The following is a 16,839-nucleotide window of genomic DNA, read 5'->3' on the forward strand; positions in this document are numbered from 1 at the left end:
GTGATCTGCCGCCCTCAACACGCCCCAGAGCGGCAGGCGGCGGTCAGTTCGGAGAGTCGGCGACGCTGACGCCCGGCATGGTCGAAGTTGCCGTCCTCCAGCCAGCGCTCGAAGCACCCTTTCAGGGCGGGCCACTCGCTGTCGATGACGGAGAACCAGGCCGTATCCCGGTTGTGTCCCTTGTCCACCCGCGCCTGACGGAAGGTCCCCTCATAGTGAAAGCCGAGGCGCAGGGCCGCCTGGCGCGAAGGCAGGTTCAGGGCATTGCACTTCCACTCGTAGCGCCGGTATCCCAGAGCAAAGGCATTGGCCATCATCAACACCATGGCCGCCGTCGCCAGCCGTGACTGCTGCATGGCGGGGGAGAAGTGCAGCCAGCCCACCTCGATGCTGCCCGCCAGGGGATCGATGCGCAGGTAGCTCGCCAGTCCCAGCGCCCGTCCGCTCCCCTCGTCGATGATGCCGTAGAACTGGGGATCCCGCTTGGTGGCGACCTCCCGCAGCCAGACCCCCATGGCGGCCTCGTCCGCGAAAGGGCCGCTGGTCAGGTAAGTCCACATGGCCCCGCTGTCGGCACTGAATGCCTGCCACAGATCCCCCAGGTGGCGCTCGGGATCAAGGGGCTCGAGACGACAGCCCCAGCCATGCAGTGCACGGTGGGGAGGGAACTCGGCGCCGCGCCATTCTGGCAGCGCACGCCCCAGAGGCTGCCCAAAGTCGTTGAAAAGGGCGGCGCCGGACAGAGAGGCGTCGCCCCCCTCATTGCAACGTTCAACAGGCACAGGCAATTCCCCCTTCTAGCAGCACTCCGGGCTCGCTGCCCGTGGCGACGGCGAAACCGTCCTGACGCCACCAGTGCAGACCCCCTATCAACTCCTTGACCTCAAACCCGAGGGATGCCAGCTTGTAGGCCCCCTGGGTCGAACCGTTGCAGCCGATGCCGTCGCAATAGCAGACATACACCAGGTTCCGGTCCAGTAACGCCGTGGTCGACGCCGTCATGGTCCTGTGGGGGAAGGAGATGGCGCCGGGAATGTGCCCCTCGGCATAGTGTGCGGGGGAGCGGGTATCGATGACCACGATCCCCGCCGCCCCGGCCAGCAGCTCGGCGGCCAGATCCGCCGGATCGGTACGAAACTTCAGCTGGGCCTCGAAAAAGGCGCTGGCTTCGGCGGCCCCTGCCACCCCTGTGCTCAATACATGACTCATCCTGAACGCTCCTGATGACTAGATGACGATCTCTGTGGTGACGACGGTGTTGACCGAGTTGGCGATGAAGCACTCCTCATGAGCCTGGTGGTGCAACTGCTCCAGATCGGCCAGGGCGGGCTCCCGCTCTCCCCCGAAGATCACCCTGGGACGCAGGGTGACCCGGGTCATGGCGAGGCGACCTTGCCCGTTTTTCGCCATGATGCCGACCGCTTCGTCCCGGTAGCTCTCTACCCGATAGCCCGCCTTCGCCGCCAGCCAGAGGAAGGTGAGCATGTGGCAACTGGACAGGGCCGCCACAAACGCCTCTTCCGGGTCCACATGTTCCGCCACCGAGTAGGGCAGCGGCACCACATGGGGAGAGGAGGAGGCCGGCACCCTGACCCCGCCATCAAACGCCCACTCATGGGCCCGGCTGTAACGCTGATCGACGAAGGGCTCGTGCTCCCCCCGCTGCCAACTGATGGTGGCACTGTATTCCGACATGCAGACTCCTTGTGTTGCCAATCCGTGCCGCCTGCTGGCGCCACCCTGTGACCACCAATGTAGCGACAAAATGGCCTTGCCACGCCGACCAATTTTGCCAATATGGGCAGACCAATTTCATCGAGCCGCCACCATGACCACCCACCCCACCCGCTCTGCCCGTCGGTCGCCAGCCCCACTGCCGCGCCATGCCCTGCGGGCAGGCTCCCTGCCTCGAAAGGGGTGCAACCCCCGAGCCAACGGGAGCACACCATGACCGTTCTGCCAACGCTCTTCGCCAGCCAGCAGCAAGGGGATCTGCCCCTGCACGAACAACTGGTGCGTACCCTGCGCGAGGCCATCCTGGCGGGCCACCTGCCCCTGCACAGCCGCCTGCCCGCCAGCCGTCTCCTGGCCCGGGATCTCGGGATCTCCCGCAGCACGGTGGAACTGGCCTATGGCCGGCTTGAGGCGGAGGGGTATCTGGTGCGCAAGGTGGGCGCCGGCAGCTTTGTCGCCCTGGCGGCGGTGCGCCCCGCGCCGCGCCCGCCCCAGTCAGCGGCTGGCCTCTCCCGTCGCGGCCAGGAGATGGCCCTGGGTGGCGCCTGTCACGACGTGCCCGAGGTGGGCACCACCTTTACTTCCAGCCAGCCGGATCCCCGTCTCTTCCCCCAGGCACTCTGGGGTCGGTTGATGCAGCAACAGTGGCGCCAGCGCGCCAGCGACTGGATGAACTACGGGGATCCCCAGGGGCTTGGGGAACTTCGCGCCGCCATCAGCAGCTATCTGGTGCAATCACGCGGCGTGGTGTGCGAGCCGGATCAGATCCTGATCCTCACCAGCTCCCAGCAGGGGATCCTGCTGGCGACCCAGTTGCTCATCGATGCCGGTGACACCGTCTGGGTGGAAGACCCCGGTTATCCCGGGGCTCGCACCGCCATGGAGAGCGCCGGTGCCCGGGTGCATCCGGTGCCGGTGGATGAAGAGGGGCTCAACCCTCATGGGGATCATCCTGCGCCGCGCCTCATCTACTGCACCCCGGCACACCAGTATCCCCTTGGCGTCCCCATGAGCCTGCCCCGCTGCATGGCGCTGCTGGCCGAGGCAGAGCGTCACGGCGCCTGGATCCTGGAGGACGATTACGACGGGGAGTACCAGTATGATCAGCGTCCCCTGCCCGCTCTGCAGGGGCTCGACGGCCAGGGGCGGGTGATCTATGTGGGCACCTTCAGCAAGGTGCTGTTCGGCTCGCTGCGCCTCGCCTACCTGGTGCTGCCCAGGCCGCTGATGGACTCCTTCTGCCGCGCCCGGGCCGCCGTCGACGGCCACAGCAACCAGTTGCAGCAAGCGGTCACGGCAGACTTCATCCGGGGCGGGCACTTCGCCACCCACCTGCGACAGAGCCGCCTCCTCTACCAGAGCAGACGGGATCTGCTGCTGGCGGAACTGGCAGAGCACTGCCCGGGGCTCACTCCCATCCACAGCGGCGCCGGCCTGCAGTGCGCCGTGCTGCTGCCCCCCGGTGGCGAGGCGCGCTGGACCGATGCCGCCAACGCCTGCGGGCTGGGGCTGCGCCATCTGGGCCAGTTCTACCTGGGCCCGCCGACGCTGGAAGGGTGGCTGCTCGGCTTTGGCTGCCTCGACAACCAGACGCTGCGTCAGCTATGCCGTCGCCTGGGTCTCTTGATGAAATCCGCATGACCCCCTTCTCAAGAGGTCAGATCTGCCAGAGCCTGATAGCGCTGTGTCGACGGGAATGGCCCGTCTATACTGGGCACAATCCCGTTGCCGAACCCGGTCAAGATGCATCGAATCCTGCTCCTTTTGCTCGCCCTCTCCCTCCCGTCCCTCACGATGGCGGCCACCCGCTTCACCCTGATCACAGGGGAAACCCAACAGGATGTCCGCATGAATTATTACCGGGCGGCGATGCGGCTGGCGCTGGAGAAAACACGGCCCGATTACGGCGACTATGAACTGCTCGACGCCATCAGGATGAACAAGGCGAGGATGCGGCTCGAAGTGCAAACGCCGGGCAAGAATGCCCTCTTCATCGTCGACAGCTGGCCCCAGGAGATCCCTCAACCCGGCGTCACCCTGGTCCCCTTCCCCATCGATCTGGGTGTGCTCGGCTACCGGGTCTGTTTTGTCGGCAGCGCCCGTGCCCAGGCCCTGGCCGGGGTTCACACCCTGCCCCAGTTGCAGCAGTTCACGCAAGGGGTGGGCACAGGCTGGCGGGATGCCGACATCCTGCGCTACAACGGCTTCAGGGTGCAGGAGGTGGATAACTATGAGTCACTGTTTCGCCTGGTGGCCCGTGGCCGGATCGATCTCTTCTGCCGTGGTGCCAACGAGATATTGAGCGAGTGGAAAAACCACAGACCCGGCCTGCCGGGGCTGACCGTGGATAGCCATGTCGCCCTCTTCTATCCGCTCATCCACTCCCTCTACAGCCACGCCACCTACAGCAAGGAGCGCGAGCGCCTTTTGCGCGGCCTGCAACTGGCCTGGAAAGATGGCTCCCTGCAGCGCCTCTGGCGCCATCATTTCCAGCCTTCCCTGGTCTTTGCCCGGCTCGATTCACGCCAGATCTTCCGGCTGACCAACCCGCAGTTGCCCGACGAGAGCACCGACTACCGCTCCTATCTCTATGACCCGATGAGGGATGACTTTGGCATCGCTCCCTGACTGGCTCGCCGGTTCTCCCCTGTCAGGCAGGCTCCCCTTGCGCACTCTCTGCCTGGCGCTGCTGCTCTGGTTGCTGCCGACCTGCGTCATGGCCGCCCCCGGCAGCATTCGTGCCTGCATGGAGAACAGTGATTCGCCTCCCTGGTTGCTGATGTCCGGCGAGGGGATAGTGCAGTTCCACCTCAAGGAGGTGGCAAACCGGATCGGGCACCCCATCATTCTCACCCCCCTTCCCTGGAAACGCTGCCTCTCCCTCGTCAGCCAGGGCCAGCTCGATGCCGCCGTCAAGCTGAGCTACAGCGAAGAGCGTGCTCGCACCATAGGGGTCTATCCCATGCGACACGGGGCACCTGATCCCGCCAAGCGCCTGCTCACCGAGAGCTACAGCCTCTACCAGCCAAAAGGCGGACAGGTTCGCTGGGATGGCCGGCAGCTCGTCGCCCATGGCGTCATTGCGGCGCAGTCCGGTTTCTCCATCGTCGCCCAGCTGCAGGAGAGCGGTGTCAGGGTGGATGACTCCAGCAGGGAACCACTGATCCTGCTCAAGAAGGTCGCGATGCAGCGCGCCGTTGCCGCCGCCCTGCAAACCGGGGTCGCAGAACGGACCCTGGCCGCCCACCCGCAGTTGCAGGCCACACTCGAGCGGATCACCCCTCCCCTGGTCGAAAAACCCTACTACCTCATCTTCTCCCACCCCTTCCATCAAGCCCACCCCGATCTCAGCCAACAGGTGTGGGACGAGATTGAGGAGGTGCGACACTCCGCAGCCTATGCCCGCTTCGTCACAGGCATGGCGTCACCGGGGACCCCCTAACCCCAGACCCGCTCCTCAGCCCTGCTCGCGGCACAGGGCAAGCCAGGCCTCGGCGGTGCGGGAGAGGTAGCGATCCCCTGGCCAGATCACCCCGAGTCGCCAGCTCAGCGCCGGGGCCAGAGGGCGCAACACCAGCCCATCCGGCGTCAGCCGCCGGCAGATGGGCTCTGGCAGGAAGGCGACCCCCATGCCGCTTCGCACCATGGCGGTGAGAAAGTCCCACTGGCTGCTGCGGGCCGCCACCTGGGGCACGAACCCGGCTTGCTCGCAGGCCTGCTCCAGCCGCTCGCTCAGGGTGAAGGCCTGGGTATAGAGCAGGAAGGGTTCGTCCCGCAGAGCCTCCAGCCGGATCTCGCCCCCCTCGCGCCAGCGGGGCAGGTCCGGCAGCACCACCCGGATGGGGTAACTGTCCAGATCCAGGGCGCAGAGGGCCCCCTCTTCCCTGGTCGGCAGCATGGTGATGGCGAGATCCAGCTCCCCCGCCAGCACCGCCTGCTCGATGCGCCGCCCGCCATATTCGACGATGGAGAGCTCCACACCGGGGTAGCGGCTGCGATAGGTACGAATGAGATCCGCATAGACATGACCCACCATGGGCGGGATGCCAAGGGCAAGACGCCCGGATTGCAGGCTCTGCAGATCCGCCAGCTCCGCCTCCAGCTGCTGCATCTCCGCCAGGATGGTCTGGGCCCGATTGAACAGCACCTGGCCGCTGTCGGTCAGGGTGAAGCGGCGGCCGACCCGGCTCAGCAGGGGCTGGCCCAGCTCCTCTTCCATGTTGCGGATCATTTTGCTGATGGTGGGCTGGGTGACGAACAGCTTCTCGGAGGCGCGGGTGAAGCTCTGCTCCCGCACCAGCTCGACGAAGTAACGCAGGGCTCGAATATCCATGGTGCTCTCTTGACGGGGATGGCTGGCTAAATCATGCCTCTTTGGCATGATTTTGATAATTTAAATTCATTTTTTGCAGGTTTGGTCCCTCTCTATACTGTGAGCAGGTTCACAGAAAGACGCTTGCCATGAAAACCCTCTGCCTTCGCTGGTTGCAAACCCCCTTCCAAATCGCCCTGCTGGCGGCCATCTGGTTGCTGGCCGACATCGCAGTGCGCACCTTGCACCTGCCCCTGCCCGCCAACCTCACCGGCATGTTGCTGCTGCTGGTCTGCATCCTGCTCGGGGTGGTCAAGGCCCAGTGGTTCAGTGCCGGGGCCCGCTGGCTGCTGGCGGAGATGCTGCTCTTCTTCGTCCCCGCCGTGGTGGCCGTGGTCAACTATCAGGAGCTGCTGCTGCAGGAGGGGTGGCGCATCATGGTGGTCCTGATCGTCAGCACCGTGCTGGTGCTCGGCACCACGGCGCTGGTGGTGGACAGGGTCTATCGCCTCGAGCTGAAGCTGGCCCGCCGGAGTCGCCGCCATGTCTGACACCCTGCTCGGCCTGCTCTGCTTCGCCCTGACCCTGCTCTTCTACTACGCCAGCAAGTGGCTCTATGGCAAAAAGCGCATCCTGCCCCTGATGCCGCTGCTGCTGGCCCCCACCCTGCTGGTGGCCGTGGTGATGTTGTTCCACATTCCCTACCGGGACTACATGGCCGAATCCCACTGGCTGCTCTGGCTGCTGGGCCCTGCCACCGTCGCCTTCGCGGTGCCCGTCTACGAGAATCGCCAGCTGATGCGCCGCCACTGGCTTTCCCTCTCGGTCGGGGTCGTGGCGTCCGTGGTGATGGCGGTGGGCAGCACAGTGCTGCTGGCCCGCTGGCTCAACCTCTCCGAGCTGTTGCAGCGCAGCATGGCCATGAGATCCATCACCACCCCCTTCGCGGTGGAGGCGACCCGTTCCGTGGGTGGCAACGCCGATCTCACCGCTCTGTTCGTGGTGCTGACCGGCGTCATCGGCATGGCGGTGGGAGAAAGCGTGCTCACCGTGCTCGCCATCCGCAGCCGCCTAGGCAAAGGCGCGGGCTTTGGTGCCTCGGCCCACGGGGCCGGGACAGCCAGGGCCTATCAGATGGGCAACGAGGAGGGGGTGGTCTCCAGCATGGTGATGATGATCGCCGGCATGGCCACCGTGCTGCTCGCCCCCCTCCTGGGCCGGCTGTTCTGGTAACTCCGCCACCCGATAACAGAAGAGGCGCCCTGGGGCGCCTCTTCTCATTGCATCGTGTCACGCAGCCTCAGAGGCTGGCGCAGATCTGCCAGAGATCGTACTGGATGGCGGCGGCCGTCACTTCCCGGCCCGCTCCCGGCCCCTGGATCACCAGGGGGTTGGTGCGATAGCTGTCGCTCTCGATGGCGAACACGTTGTCGCAGGGCAAGAGGTTGGCAAACGGGTGATGGGGCTCCAGCGCCTCCAGCCCGACGCGGGCCTTGCCGTCGTGCTCGAAGCGGGCGACATAGCGCAGCACCTTGCCGACCCGGCGCGCCCCCTCGAACGCGGTCAGGATGGGATCGTCCAGCTCCTTGAGCCTGTCCATGAACTGATCCGCACTCACCTTGCGCAGGGCCACCGGCACCAGGTTCTCCAGTTCGATGTCGGCGGAGTCGAGTTCGAAGCCCGCCTCCCGCGCCAGGATGAGCAGCTTGCGGCGCACATCCTGACCGGAGAGATCCTCCCGGGGATCCGGCTCGGTCAGGCCGTGTTGCCACGCCTCGTCCACCAGTTCGGAGAAGGGGCGAGTGCCGTCATACTGCTGGAACAGCCAGGAGAGGGTGCCGGAGAAGATGCCGGAGACCCCCTGGATGCGGTCACCGCTCTGACGCAGCATCTGGATGCTGGACTGGATGGGCAGCCCGGCCCCCACGGTGGCGTTGTAGCGCCACTGCACCTGATGGTCGCGGCAGGTCTGCTTGATGCGCTGGTAAAACTCGCTGTCGGCGGCACCGGCAAACTTGTTGGCGGCGATGATGTGGATGCCGAGCTGGGCAAAGTCCGGGTAGTAGCGGCTCACCGTCTCGCTGGCGGTCATGTCGAGCGCGATCAGGGAGTCAAAACTGTGCTGCTCCAGCTGGGAGAGCAGCTCCGGCCAGATGAGTGGCTTGGGATGGAAGTTGTCCTGTACCTTGAGGGGATCCAGCCCCTCTTCGTCCAGCAGCCCGCCCTTGGAGTCGAAGACCCCGTAGAGGGTGAGCGCCAGATTGAGCTCATGCTCGAGGCGCGCCTTCTCGCGGGCATAGAGCCCCAGCCAGTGACCGCCGATATTGCCTTTGCCGAACACCACCAGCCCGACCCGGGTCGGGCGGCTGAACAGGGCACTGTGCAGAGCGATGAGCAGCGGCTCCAGCACGATCTGGCGCAGCACGGCCACCAGGCTCAGGCCGTCTTTGGCCACCTGCACGAACTCCAGAGGCTGATCCGCCAGCAGCTGGTAGAAACGGTGGCACTGCTCGGCATTGTCGGTGACGCCGGCCCCCACCAGGGCGACCAGGCTGAACCCCTCCTTCTGGATGAGACCGGTAAAGTTGCCCTGCAACTGGAAGTCACGGAGCACCTCGAAGGCCCCTTGTGCCACCTCCAGGGTGTAGGCCAGACGCAGGACCCGCCGATCCGGCTGGCGCTGCAGGGTGAGCGGATGGAGGCGATGGCGGGCCAGATGGGCCTCGATGGCCGCCACTGTCTGCTCAAAGTCCGTCTGCGGCAGCACCTTGAGCTCGATGAGGGCTATCTGATCCACCGAGGAGACGATGCGGGCACCGCCGGAGCGGGGCGCACGGCGCAGGATGTGGGTGCAGCCTTCGTCCGGATTGTAGCTGCAGCGCAGGGTGAGGCGCTGACGGCTGTCGGCCACCGGCTGCAGGGTACGCGAATGCAGCACAGAGGAGCCCAGGCGCGCCAGCTCGTTGGCCTCGGCCAGGCTCAGGCGCTCCAGCAGACGCGCCTCTTTCACCCGGCGCGGGTCGGCACTGTAGACCCCGGCCACGTCGCTCCAGATGGTGGTGGACTCGCCGTCCGCCAGCGCCGCCAGGAGGCTGGCACTGTAGTCGGAGCCGTTGCGTCCCAGCAGCAGGGAACGCCCCTCCATGTCGGCGGCAATGAAGCCGGTCACCACGATGCGACCGGCGTGCTCGGCCAGGCGGGCCTTGAGCAGCTCGCTGGAGAGGGCGGTATCCACCTTGATGAGGGCGCCGTCTTCTGCGCGCAGGAAGCTGCGAGCATCGAGCCAGGCGGCCGCCTCACCCCGGCTGGTGAGCAGGGCAGCCAGCAGGCGGGCGGACCACACCTCGCCAAAGGCGAGCAGGCCGTTGCGCTCGAAGCGGTCAAACTGCCCCTCCAGGGTCTTGGCGATCAGCTGCATGTCGTCCGTCAGTTGCTGGCTCAGATCGAGGTGAAGCTCCCCTTCCAGCAGGCCGTCGATCAGGCTCTGCTGATAGGCGTGCAGGGCGGTGATGGCTTCGCCTGCGGCCTCATCCCCCGCTTCCGCCAGCTCCACCAGCTGGATCAGCCGGTTGGTGGTCTTGCCTGCGGCGGAGACCACCACCAGCTCGTTGCCCCCCACCTGTTGCTCGACGATGCTGGCGACCCGGCGATAACAGACCGGATCCGCCAGGCTGCTGCCGCCGAACTTGTGTACATGGCGCCGCTTGAAGACTGCCTCTGTTGCCACCACACACTCTCCTTGTTGTTGTTCCATTACTTCACCTGCTCTGCCTGTTGTGCCAACTGCGCCTGTTCAAACCCCTGGGCCAGATCGGCCACCAGATCCTCACCGTGTTCGATCCCCACCGACAGGCGCAGCAACTGGGCACTGATACCCGCCGCCTGCTGGGCCGCAGGGGTCATGGCCCTGTGGGTCATGCTGGCCGGATGGGCCACCAGACTCTCCACCCCGCCGAGGGACTCCGCCACCGAGAAGAGGCGCAGCCCCGCGAGGAAGGCGCGCAGCCCCGTCTCGTTGCAATCGAGCTCAAAACTTAGCATGGCGCCAAAGCCGGACTGTTGACGGCGCGCAATGTCGTGGCCTGGATGGCTCGGCAGGCTGGGGTGATAGATCCGCTTGACCAGCGGCTGCTGCTGCAAGAAGGCGAGGATGCGATCCGTGTTCTCCTGATGGGTGCGCAGGCGCGGAGCCAGGGTGCGCAGGCCCCGCAGGGTGAGGTAGGAGTCAAAGGCACCGGAAGTGAGCCCCAGGCAGTTGGCCCACCACACCAGGGAGTCGGCAAGAGCCTGATCCTTGGCGATCGCCACACCCCCTACCACGTCGGAGTGGCCGTTGATGTACTTGGTGGTGGAGTGGACCACCACGTCGGCACCAAGGGCCAGGGGCTGTTGCAGCAAGGGGGAGAGGAAGGTGTTGTCCACCACCACCTGGGCCCCCACCTCGTGGGAGGCCTCGGCGATGGCGGCGATGTCCACCACCCGCAGCAGCGGATTGGAGGGGGTCTCCACCCACACCAGTGCGGGTTTCTGGGCCAGCGCGGCGGCCAGCGCCCCCTCGTCTCCCTGATCCACGAACTGCACCTGGTAGTGGCCCTTGGCCGCCAGATACTCGAACAGGCGCCAGGTACCGCCGTAGCAGTCGTGGGGGGCGATCAGCAGATCCCCCGCCTTGAGCAGAGCCGTGGTCACCAGGTGAACGGCCCCCATGCCGGTGCCGGTCACCACGGCGCCGGCCCCCCCTTCCAGGGCCGCCAGGGCATCCGCCAGATTGGTGCGGGTCGGGTTGCCGGAGCGGGCATAGTCGTATTGACGGGGCTCGCCAAAGTCGGCAAAGGTGTAGTTGCTGGAGAGGTAGATGGGGGGCACCACGGCACCGTGCTGCGTATCTGTCTCAATCCCGGTGCGTACCGCCAGGGTGGCCTTGTGGGTCATGTCACTCTCCTTGATGGGTTGCCGGAGCCGGTCCGCCTCGTGGGTCGTCCAGCCCCGCTCTCATTTTCGCTGGCCGGACTGCCGGCCCATGGTGCACCACACTACGCCACCTTAAAAAAGCCGTCAACACTTCTAGACGTCTAAATGGCTTTGCTGTTGGATTGCCATTGAATTCCTTAAGGGTTAAAATCCGCGCTCACGGCCAAACGACTACAGGTGGAACATGGGTACAGAGTGGAACGGCGACTACGTCAGCCCCTATGCAGAGCACGGCAAGAAGAGCGAACAGGTCAAGAAGATAACCGTCTCGATCCCGCTCAAGGTGCTGAAGGTGTTGACCGATGAGCGCACCCGTCGCCAGGTGAACAACCTGCGTCATGCGACCAACAGCGAGCTGCTCTGCGAAGCCTTCCTGCACGCCTTCACCGGCCAGCCGCTGCCCTGTGACGACGACCTGCGCAAGGATCACCCGGACAGCGTCCCCGCCGAGGCCCGCGCCATCATGGAAGCCCTTGGCAAAGAGATCGAAGACTTCGACGCCGAGTAATGCGGCTGCCCATGGCAAACGATGCATCCCTTTCAATGACGCGGCCCGGTGCCGCGTCATGCTTATCTGCCGCCTCCCCCTTCAGCCTGCGTCACTACCAGAGCGACATGCAGAGCCACAGTCATGACCACGCCCAGCTGGTGATCCCCCTCGTCGGCCCCCTCGAGATCGAGGTGCAGGGCCTGGGGCGGCGGCTTGCGCCCGGCTTTGCCTGCATCATCGCCCCTGGCCTTCGCCACGACTACGCCGCCGACCCGGCGCACGTGTTTCTGGTGCAGGAGAGTCACTGGCTGCCGGCCGCCCTGGGGGACCACCCCTTCGTCGAGCTGGATGAGGCCCAGCGCCACTACCTCGCCTTCCTGCACCGCATGGTGGCCGAGGGGCGCCACGTGGCCGGCATGGATCAGGTGTGGCTCGGGCTGCTGACCGAGGGACGCGGCATGGGCCCCGCCGTCGCTCCCCGCATAGCCCCTCGTATCGCCAAGGTGCAGCGTCATATGGAAGCCCACCTCGCAGACCCCCTCACCAACGAGGAACTCGCCGCCATCGCCTGCCTCGGCCTGAGCCAGTTCAAACACGCCTTTCGCCAGCAGGTGGGCACGAGCGTCTCCCACTACCTCAGGATGCGGCGTATGGCGCTGGCCCGCACCCTGCTCGCTCGCACCCGGCTGCCCGTCGGCGAAGTGGCCAGCCGCTGCGGCTATCAGAACCAGGGAGCCTTTGCCGAGCGCTTCCTGGCCGAAACCGGACTGACCCCTTCCCTCTGGCGCCGGCAAAACGGCTGCCTGCCGTAATCGGTCGGCTCTTTGCCGAAGACAATCCCCGGGCATTCGAGGCATGCTGAGGCTCATGCAAGGTATGGGCAACGAGGAGCCAAGATGCAGACCATAAGCTGGCAGGATTTCGAGATGGTGGAGCTCAGGGTGGGCACCCTGGTGCGGGTCGAGCCCTTCCCCGAGGAGCGCCGCCCCGCCTACAAGGTGTGGGCGGATTTCGGCCCCGAGCTCGGGGTGCGCAAGAGCAGCGCCCAGATCACCGACCTCTATCGACCGGAGGATCTGGTGGGCCGCCAGATCGTCGCCGTGGTGAACTTTCCCCCCAAGCAGATAGGCCCCATCCAGTCGGAGTTTCTGCTGACCGGCTTCTATCGCCCGGATGGCGCCGTGGTGATCGTCATCCCCGAGCAGGCGGTGGAGAACGGCGCCAAGCTGGGGTGAGACACGGCAAGGCAACCAGAAAGCAGAAGCAAGAGAGGCGACCCCCGGGGTCGCCTCTCTTGTTTGATGCTGACGGCCTGGCTTATTTCAGCAGGCTGAACAGCAGGGCCGAGACCGCCAGGGCACCGGTCAGCAGGATGAAGCCGTTGACCCAACGGTGACGGAAGCGGGCCAGCGCCTCCACCTTGTAGATGGCCACCACCGGCATGATGAAGAGGATCATGGCGATGACGGGGCCGGAGAGGGTCTCCATCAACCCCAGAATGCCCGGGTTGATGATGGCGGCGCCCCAGATGGCGAAGAACATCAGGGCGATGCCGAGCTTGTCCGCCTTCGCCAGCGGCAGGCCGGTGGGCTTGGCGATCAGGCTTTTCAGGCTCTCGCGGGCACCGAGGAAGTGGCCGAGGAAGGAGGAGCTGATGGCGATGAAGGCGATGAGCGGCCCCAGGGTCACGATCACCGGGTTGTCGGTGATGTTGGCGAGATAGGAGAGCACGGAGACGTTCTGGGCCTTGGCCTCGGCCAACTGAGCCGGGGAGAGACTCAGCACGCAGGAGAAGACGAAGAAGAGCACGAAGCCCACCAGCATGACGGTGGTGTTGCGCAGGATCAGGCCGCTCTTGGTTTCGGCCTGCTCCCCGTACTCCCGGCGCTGCACGTTGGCAAAGCCCGAGATGGCGGCGGCGTGGCTGAAGGCGAACACGGTGACCGGCAGCGCCAGCCAGACGGTGTTGAGGAAGCTCGTGCCTTCAAAGGCGGTCACTTCCGGCCACTGCCACTGGGGAATGAGGTAGCAGGAGAGGGCCAGCAGGATAGCCGCCAGCGGGTAGACCATGACGGCGAAGGCCCGCAGCATCGCCTTCTCGCCGGCCAGCATCACGGCGATCATGGCGAACACCAGCACGCCGGAGAGCATCACCCGATCCGGGGAGGCCAGGCCGAGCTGGTTGACCATGAAGCTCTCCACCGTGTTGGTCAGCCCGACGCCGTAGATGAGCAGGATCGGGAAGATGGAGAGGAAATAGAGCGCCGAGATGAGGCGCCCGGCCATCTTGCCGAAGTGCTCCTCGGCCACCTCGGTGAAGTCGGCCTGGGGGCGCGACGACGAGAGCACGAAACGCGCCAGCCCGCGGTGGGCGAGGAAGGTCATGGGACCGGCCAGCACGGCGACGATGATGAGGGGCCAGATCCCCCCCAGACCCAGGTTGATGGGCAGGAACAGAATGCCGGCGCCGACGGCGGTGCCGAACAGGCTGATGACCCAATGGGTGTCGTGGCGACGCCAGCCGGTGCTGGCCATGGTGGAGGGGGAACCGGACAGCTCCCGTGAGACGTCTGCAGATAAACTCATCGATAAATCACTTTTACGTAGTATTAAAATCTAAAAAGATTGTGCTCCTTTAGCATTTAATTCTCAAAAAGGGAGACTGGCAGATCTCACTGGCAAAGCCCTGTTCCACCAGTGAGATTGGGAGGAAATTTCACCCCGGATTATTCGATTAATCCTGACATTAACCAAAAGTTAGGAATATAAAACCAAAATTAAAACCGACGTCGATTTTTTGTTTCGATGAAATGCATGTTTTCAGAATTAAATGAAATTTATGCCAGTACAGCCAGATTGGATGTGATGATCCACTGCCGTTATCGCCATCACTAGCGAATCTCCCTAAAATCCCCGTAACCAGCCAGTGGATCACACCAATGCAATCAGGCGACCCTGTGGTCGCCTGATTGCATTCCCTGCGAGCTGGTCGACCCGTCAGTGGGCCAGAATGCGACCCCAGGCGAGATCCGGGTCCCCCATCACGATGAAGTCCGGGTTCTCCAGCGACTCGGTCTCGTTGTAGCTCAGCGGTTGCAGCGCCAGGCTGAGGATGCGCCCCCCCGCCGCCTCCACTATGCACTGGGCGGCAGCGGTATCCCACTCCCCGGTGGGGCCCAGGCGCACGTAGCAATCCGCCACGCCTTCCGCCACCAGGCAGGACTTGAGGGAGCTGGAGCCGAGCGGGATCAGCTCGTAGTGGATGGCCGGGTTGAGGCGACGGGTCAGGTTCTCCAGTTTCTGGCGGCGGCTGATGGCCACCACCAGGGAGTCTGGCTGATCGTGTTCATGATGGATGGCGCTGATGGGACGGCTCTCGCCGTTCGCCTCCTTGAAGGCGCCGTGACCACGCACCGCCCAGTAGAGCAGATCGGATTCGGGGGCATAGATGACCCCGAGCACCGGGACATTGTCCCGCACCAGGGCGATCAGGGTAGCGAAGTCGCCGCTGCCTGCGATGAACTCACCAGTGCCGTCCAGCGGGTCCACCAGCCAGTACTGGCGCCAGTTCGCACGCTGGCTGAAGGGGATGTCGGCCGCCTCTTCGGTCAGCACGGGGACATGGGGAGTGAGCGCTGCCAGCGCCTGTTTGAGGTAGGCATCGGCAGCAAGATCGGCACTGGTGACCGGGGTCGCATCCTCCTTCAACTGGCGTTCGAACTGACCGCCGCGATAGATCTCGTGAAGGATCCTGCCCGCCTCACGGGCGATCTCCTTGACCTCGGGTATCCAGGCCAACAACTCCTGCATGGTGCTTACCTCTGCCTCTGATTACCAAACAGACCCTCTGCGGGCTAATTTCCCTGCTCCGCCAGCCATTTGCTGGCCAGCAGCAGGGCACTGATGCTGCGCGACTCGGTGAAGTCCGGTCGTGCCAGCAACTCGTCGATCCGGTTGAGGGGCCAGGGGATCACCTCGAGAGGCTCGGGCTCGTCACCGACCCGCTGCTCGGGGTAGAGATCCCGCGCCAGCAAGATGTCCATCCGGCTGGAGAAATACCCCGGCGCCAGCGACACCTGCTTGAGCAGGGTCAGGCTGCTCGCCCCGAAGCCCGCCTCCTCCATCAGCTCCCGGTTGCCCGCCTCGAAGGCATTTTCACCGGGGTCTATCAATCCCTTGGGGAAACCCAGCTCGTAGGAGTGGGTGCCCGCCGCGTACTCGCGCACCAGCAGCAGGGTGTGGGCATCGAACAGGGGCACCACCATGACGGCACCCCGGTTGCCGCCGCGCATCCGCTCGTAGACCCGCTCCTCGCCGTTGGAGAATTTCAGGTGAAGGGACTCCACCTTGAACAACCGGCTCTCGGCCACGATCTCGGCCTTGAGGATCTCCGGCTTGCTCTTGTCATGGGCCATGGTCTCGACACTGAGGTGGACGGGATTGCGCTTGTGGGGATCGCTCATCGGGGGCTGACTGCTCGTTAAAAAATCGTGTTTCAAGAGTAAACGACTCCCCTGCCGAACACCACGGGGCAAAGAGGGGAAAGATGCCTGAAAAATCCGTTATAATGCGCCCCGTTTTTCCCATCACCACAGACATCGCGAGGCCCCATGTCGACTCCCCTGCCCTGGCACCAGATTGATACCGTGTTGCTCGACATGGATGGCACCCTGATCGATCTCCATTTTGACAGCCACCTGTGGCAAACCCTGGTGCTGGCGCGCTACGCCGAGCGACTCGGCCTGCCGCTGGCCGAGGCGAAGGCGCAGATAGACACCCACTATCATGCGGTCAACGGCACCCTCGACTGGTACTGCGTGGATTACTGGACCCGGACGCTCGGGCTCGACATCCGCGCCCTCAAACAGGAGATCCTGGAGAAGATCCAGTGGCGCCCCAACGTCATTCCCTTCCTGGCCGCACTCAAGGCCGCCGGCAAGCAGGTGGTACTCTTCACCAATGCCCATCCCGCCAGTCTGTCGGTGAAGGATGCACGCCTCGGCCTCGCCCAGCACCTCGATCTGATGGTGAGCACCCATGAGCTCGGGTGGTCGAAGGAGAGCCAGCACTGCTGGCAGGCACTGGCCGAGCGGCTGGCGTTCGACCCGGCCCGCACCCTCTTCGTGGATGACAGCGAGCGGATCCTGGCCGCCTCGGCCGAGTTCGGCATCGCCCACCAGCTCGGCATCCGTCACCCCGACAGCCAGATGCCGCCGCTCACCTTCCAGCACTTCCCGGCGCTCGACGACTACGCCGACCTGCTCCCTCTCGGCGCCTGACACGCACAAGGCCCTCTTCACGAGGGCCTTGTCACATCAGCTCAACAGCCTGC

Annotated in this window: 18 protein-coding genes; 9 read left to right on the plus strand and 9 right to left on the minus strand. The window is 64.9% G+C overall.

What is annotated here, in order from left to right; all coding sequences use genetic code 11:
- Positions 1 to 14: 14 nt before the first annotated feature.
- Genes PG887_RS06400 through PG887_RS06410 form a run of 3 tightly spaced genes read right to left on the minus strand, consistent with a single transcriptional unit; the run spans position 15 to position 1,695 of the window.
- The gene (locus PG887_RS06400; protein ID WP_202016258.1) at positions 15 to 743 is read right to left on the minus strand and encodes a GNAT family N-acetyltransferase; all 729 of its coding nucleotides are present in this window, start codon (positions 741 to 743) and stop codon (positions 15 to 17) included.
- Positions 744 to 771: 28 nt separating this feature from the next.
- Complete coding sequence (locus PG887_RS06405) at positions 772 to 1,209, minus strand: rhodanese-like domain-containing protein (RefSeq protein WP_270821364.1); 438 nt, start codon at positions 1,207 to 1,209, stop codon at positions 772 to 774.
- 18 nt (positions 1,210 to 1,227) lie between these two features.
- On the minus strand, positions 1,228 to 1,695 hold the full coding sequence (locus tag PG887_RS06410) for an OsmC family protein (protein WP_039040571.1): 468 nt from the start codon (positions 1,693 to 1,695) through the stop codon (positions 1,228 to 1,230).
- A 252-nt stretch (positions 1,696 to 1,947) separates the two neighbouring features.
- Between PG887_RS06410 and pdxR the strand changes: the two genes are divergently transcribed.
- The 3 genes from pdxR to PG887_RS06425 all read left to right on the plus strand — a co-directional run bounded on the left by pdxR (position 1,948) and on the right by PG887_RS06425 (position 5,176).
- Complete coding sequence (gene pdxR / locus PG887_RS06415) at positions 1,948 to 3,375, plus strand: MocR-like pyridoxine biosynthesis transcription factor PdxR (protein WP_270821365.1); 1,428 nt, start codon at positions 1,948 to 1,950, stop codon at positions 3,373 to 3,375.
- 153 nt (positions 3,376 to 3,528) lie between these two features.
- A complete protein-coding gene (locus PG887_RS06420) occupies positions 3,529 to 4,362 on the plus strand; it encodes a hypothetical protein (protein ID WP_270821381.1) in 834 nt (277 codons plus the stop codon).
- The gene (locus tag PG887_RS06425; RefSeq protein ID WP_223933103.1) at positions 4,346 to 5,176 is read left to right on the plus strand and encodes a substrate-binding periplasmic protein; all 831 of its coding nucleotides are present in this window, start codon (positions 4,346 to 4,348) and stop codon (positions 5,174 to 5,176) included. The genes PG887_RS06420 and PG887_RS06425 overlap by 17 nt, the downstream gene beginning before the upstream one ends.
- A gap of 15 nt (positions 5,177 to 5,191) precedes the next feature.
- On the opposite strand, the gene PG887_RS06430 is transcribed toward PG887_RS06425, so the two are convergent.
- Entirely contained in the window at positions 5,192 to 6,067 is an 876-nt protein-coding gene (locus tag PG887_RS06430) for a LysR family transcriptional regulator (protein ID WP_039040573.1), read from the minus strand.
- A gap of 128 nt (positions 6,068 to 6,195) precedes the next feature.
- Between PG887_RS06430 and PG887_RS06435 the strand changes: the two genes are divergently transcribed.
- Both PG887_RS06435 and PG887_RS06440 read left to right on the plus strand, forming a co-directional pair.
- A complete protein-coding gene (locus PG887_RS06435; RefSeq protein ID WP_039040574.1) occupies positions 6,196 to 6,597 on the plus strand; it encodes a CidA/LrgA family protein in 402 nt (133 codons plus the stop codon).
- On the plus strand, positions 6,590 to 7,279 hold the full coding sequence (locus tag PG887_RS06440; protein ID WP_010675703.1) for an LrgB family protein: 690 nt from the start codon (positions 6,590 to 6,592) through the stop codon (positions 7,277 to 7,279). The genes PG887_RS06435 and PG887_RS06440 overlap by 8 nt, the downstream gene beginning before the upstream one ends.
- A 67-nt stretch (positions 7,280 to 7,346) precedes the next feature.
- Here the strand turns inward: PG887_RS06440 and PG887_RS06445 are convergent, their stop codons facing one another.
- Positions 7,347 to 9,800 (minus strand): bifunctional aspartate kinase/homoserine dehydrogenase II, encoded by a 2,454-nt coding sequence (locus PG887_RS06445; protein ID WP_270821366.1) that lies wholly within the window; start codon positions 9,798 to 9,800, stop codon positions 7,347 to 7,349.
- Positions 9,800 to 10,978, minus strand: a complete 1,179-nt coding sequence (gene metB, locus PG887_RS06450; protein WP_052815522.1) for a cystathionine gamma-synthase — start codon at positions 10,976 to 10,978, stop codon at positions 9,800 to 9,802. Before metB ends, PG887_RS06445 begins: the two co-directional genes overlap by 1 nt.
- Before the next feature lie 223 nt (positions 10,979 to 11,201).
- Here metB and metJ point away from each other — a divergent pair, with 223 nt between their 5' ends.
- The 3 genes from metJ (at position 11,202) to PG887_RS06465 (ending at position 12,742) form a co-directional block, all read left to right on the plus strand.
- Complete coding sequence (metJ, locus tag PG887_RS06455; RefSeq protein WP_005327165.1) at positions 11,202 to 11,525, plus strand: met regulon transcriptional regulator MetJ; 324 nt, start codon at positions 11,202 to 11,204, stop codon at positions 11,523 to 11,525.
- A gap of 35 nt (positions 11,526 to 11,560) precedes the next feature.
- Positions 11,561 to 12,319: an AraC family transcriptional regulator gene (locus PG887_RS06460; RefSeq protein WP_104456013.1), complete on the plus strand. Its 759-nt coding sequence runs from the start codon at positions 11,561 to 11,563 to the stop codon at positions 12,317 to 12,319.
- A gap of 84 nt (positions 12,320 to 12,403) precedes the next feature.
- A complete protein-coding gene (locus PG887_RS06465) occupies positions 12,404 to 12,742 on the plus strand; it encodes a tRNA-binding protein (RefSeq protein ID WP_270821367.1) in 339 nt (112 codons plus the stop codon).
- A gap of 82 nt (positions 12,743 to 12,824) precedes the next feature.
- Here PG887_RS06465 and PG887_RS06470 read toward each other — a convergent pair whose 3' ends face one another.
- The 3 genes from PG887_RS06470 to nudE all read right to left on the minus strand — a co-directional run bounded on the left by PG887_RS06470 (position 12,825) and on the right by nudE (position 15,970).
- The gene (locus PG887_RS06470; RefSeq protein ID WP_029314815.1) at positions 12,825 to 14,093 is read right to left on the minus strand and encodes an aromatic amino acid transport family protein; all 1,269 of its coding nucleotides are present in this window, start codon (positions 14,091 to 14,093) and stop codon (positions 12,825 to 12,827) included.
- A gap of 411 nt (positions 14,094 to 14,504) precedes the next feature.
- Complete coding sequence (cysQ, locus tag PG887_RS06475; protein WP_010675709.1) at positions 14,505 to 15,317, minus strand: 3'(2'),5'-bisphosphate nucleotidase CysQ; 813 nt, start codon at positions 15,315 to 15,317, stop codon at positions 14,505 to 14,507.
- A gap of 44 nt (positions 15,318 to 15,361) precedes the next feature.
- A complete protein-coding gene (nudE, locus tag PG887_RS06480; protein WP_039040577.1) occupies positions 15,362 to 15,970 on the minus strand; it encodes an ADP compounds hydrolase NudE in 609 nt (202 codons plus the stop codon).
- Positions 15,971 to 16,117: 147 nt separating this feature from the next.
- Here nudE and yrfG point away from each other — a divergent pair, with 147 nt between their 5' ends.
- Entirely contained in the window at positions 16,118 to 16,786 is a 669-nt protein-coding gene (gene yrfG / locus PG887_RS06485; protein WP_257706979.1) for a GMP/IMP nucleotidase, read from the plus strand.
- The last annotated feature ends 53 nt before the right edge of the window (positions 16,787 to 16,839 follow it).

Origin of the sequence: Aeromonas sp. QDB14, assembly GCF_027707845.1 — a bacterium.
Lineage (GTDB): Bacteria > Pseudomonadota > Gammaproteobacteria > Enterobacterales > Aeromonadaceae > Aeromonas > Aeromonas caviae.

Coding starts and splice junctions, on each gene's coding strand:
- cysQ (WP_010675709.1), bottom strand. CDS start 15,317: ATGCAGGAGTTGTTGGCCTGGATACCCGAGGTCAAGGAGATCGCCCGT.
- PG887_RS06430 (WP_039040573.1), bottom strand. CDS start 6,067: ATGGATATTCGAGCCCTGCGTTACTTCGTCGAGCTGGTGCGGGAGCAG.
- PG887_RS06435 (WP_039040574.1), top strand. CDS start 6,196: ATGAAAACCCTCTGCCTTCGCTGGTTGCAAACCCCCTTCCAAATCGCC.
- metJ (WP_005327165.1), top strand. CDS start 11,202: ATGGGTACAGAGTGGAACGGCGACTACGTCAGCCCCTATGCAGAGCAC.
- nudE (WP_039040577.1), bottom strand. CDS start 15,970: ATGAGCGATCCCCACAAGCGCAATCCCGTCCACCTCAGTGTCGAGACC.
- PG887_RS06410 (WP_039040571.1), bottom strand. CDS start 1,695: ATGTCGGAATACAGTGCCACCATCAGTTGGCAGCGGGGGGAGCACGAG.
- yrfG (WP_257706979.1), top strand. CDS start 16,118: ATGTCGACTCCCCTGCCCTGGCACCAGATTGATACCGTGTTGCTCGAC.
- metB (WP_052815522.1), bottom strand. CDS start 10,978: ATGACCCACAAGGCCACCCTGGCGGTACGCACCGGGATTGAGACAGAT.
- PG887_RS06470 (WP_029314815.1), bottom strand. CDS start 14,093: ATGAGTTTATCTGCAGACGTCTCACGGGAGCTGTCCGGTTCCCCCTCC.
- pdxR (WP_270821365.1), top strand. CDS start 1,948: ATGACCGTTCTGCCAACGCTCTTCGCCAGCCAGCAGCAAGGGGATCTG.
- PG887_RS06465 (WP_270821367.1), top strand. CDS start 12,404: ATGCAGACCATAAGCTGGCAGGATTTCGAGATGGTGGAGCTCAGGGTG.
- PG887_RS06440 (WP_010675703.1), top strand. CDS start 6,590: ATGTCTGACACCCTGCTCGGCCTGCTCTGCTTCGCCCTGACCCTGCTC.
- PG887_RS06420 (WP_270821381.1), top strand. CDS start 3,529: ATGGCGGCCACCCGCTTCACCCTGATCACAGGGGAAACCCAACAGGAT.
- PG887_RS06405 (WP_270821364.1), bottom strand. CDS start 1,209: ATGAGTCATGTATTGAGCACAGGGGTGGCAGGGGCCGCCGAAGCCAGC.
- PG887_RS06460 (WP_104456013.1), top strand. CDS start 11,561: ATGACGCGGCCCGGTGCCGCGTCATGCTTATCTGCCGCCTCCCCCTTC.
- PG887_RS06445 (WP_270821366.1), bottom strand. CDS start 9,800: ATGGAACAACAACAAGGAGAGTGTGTGGTGGCAACAGAGGCAGTCTTC.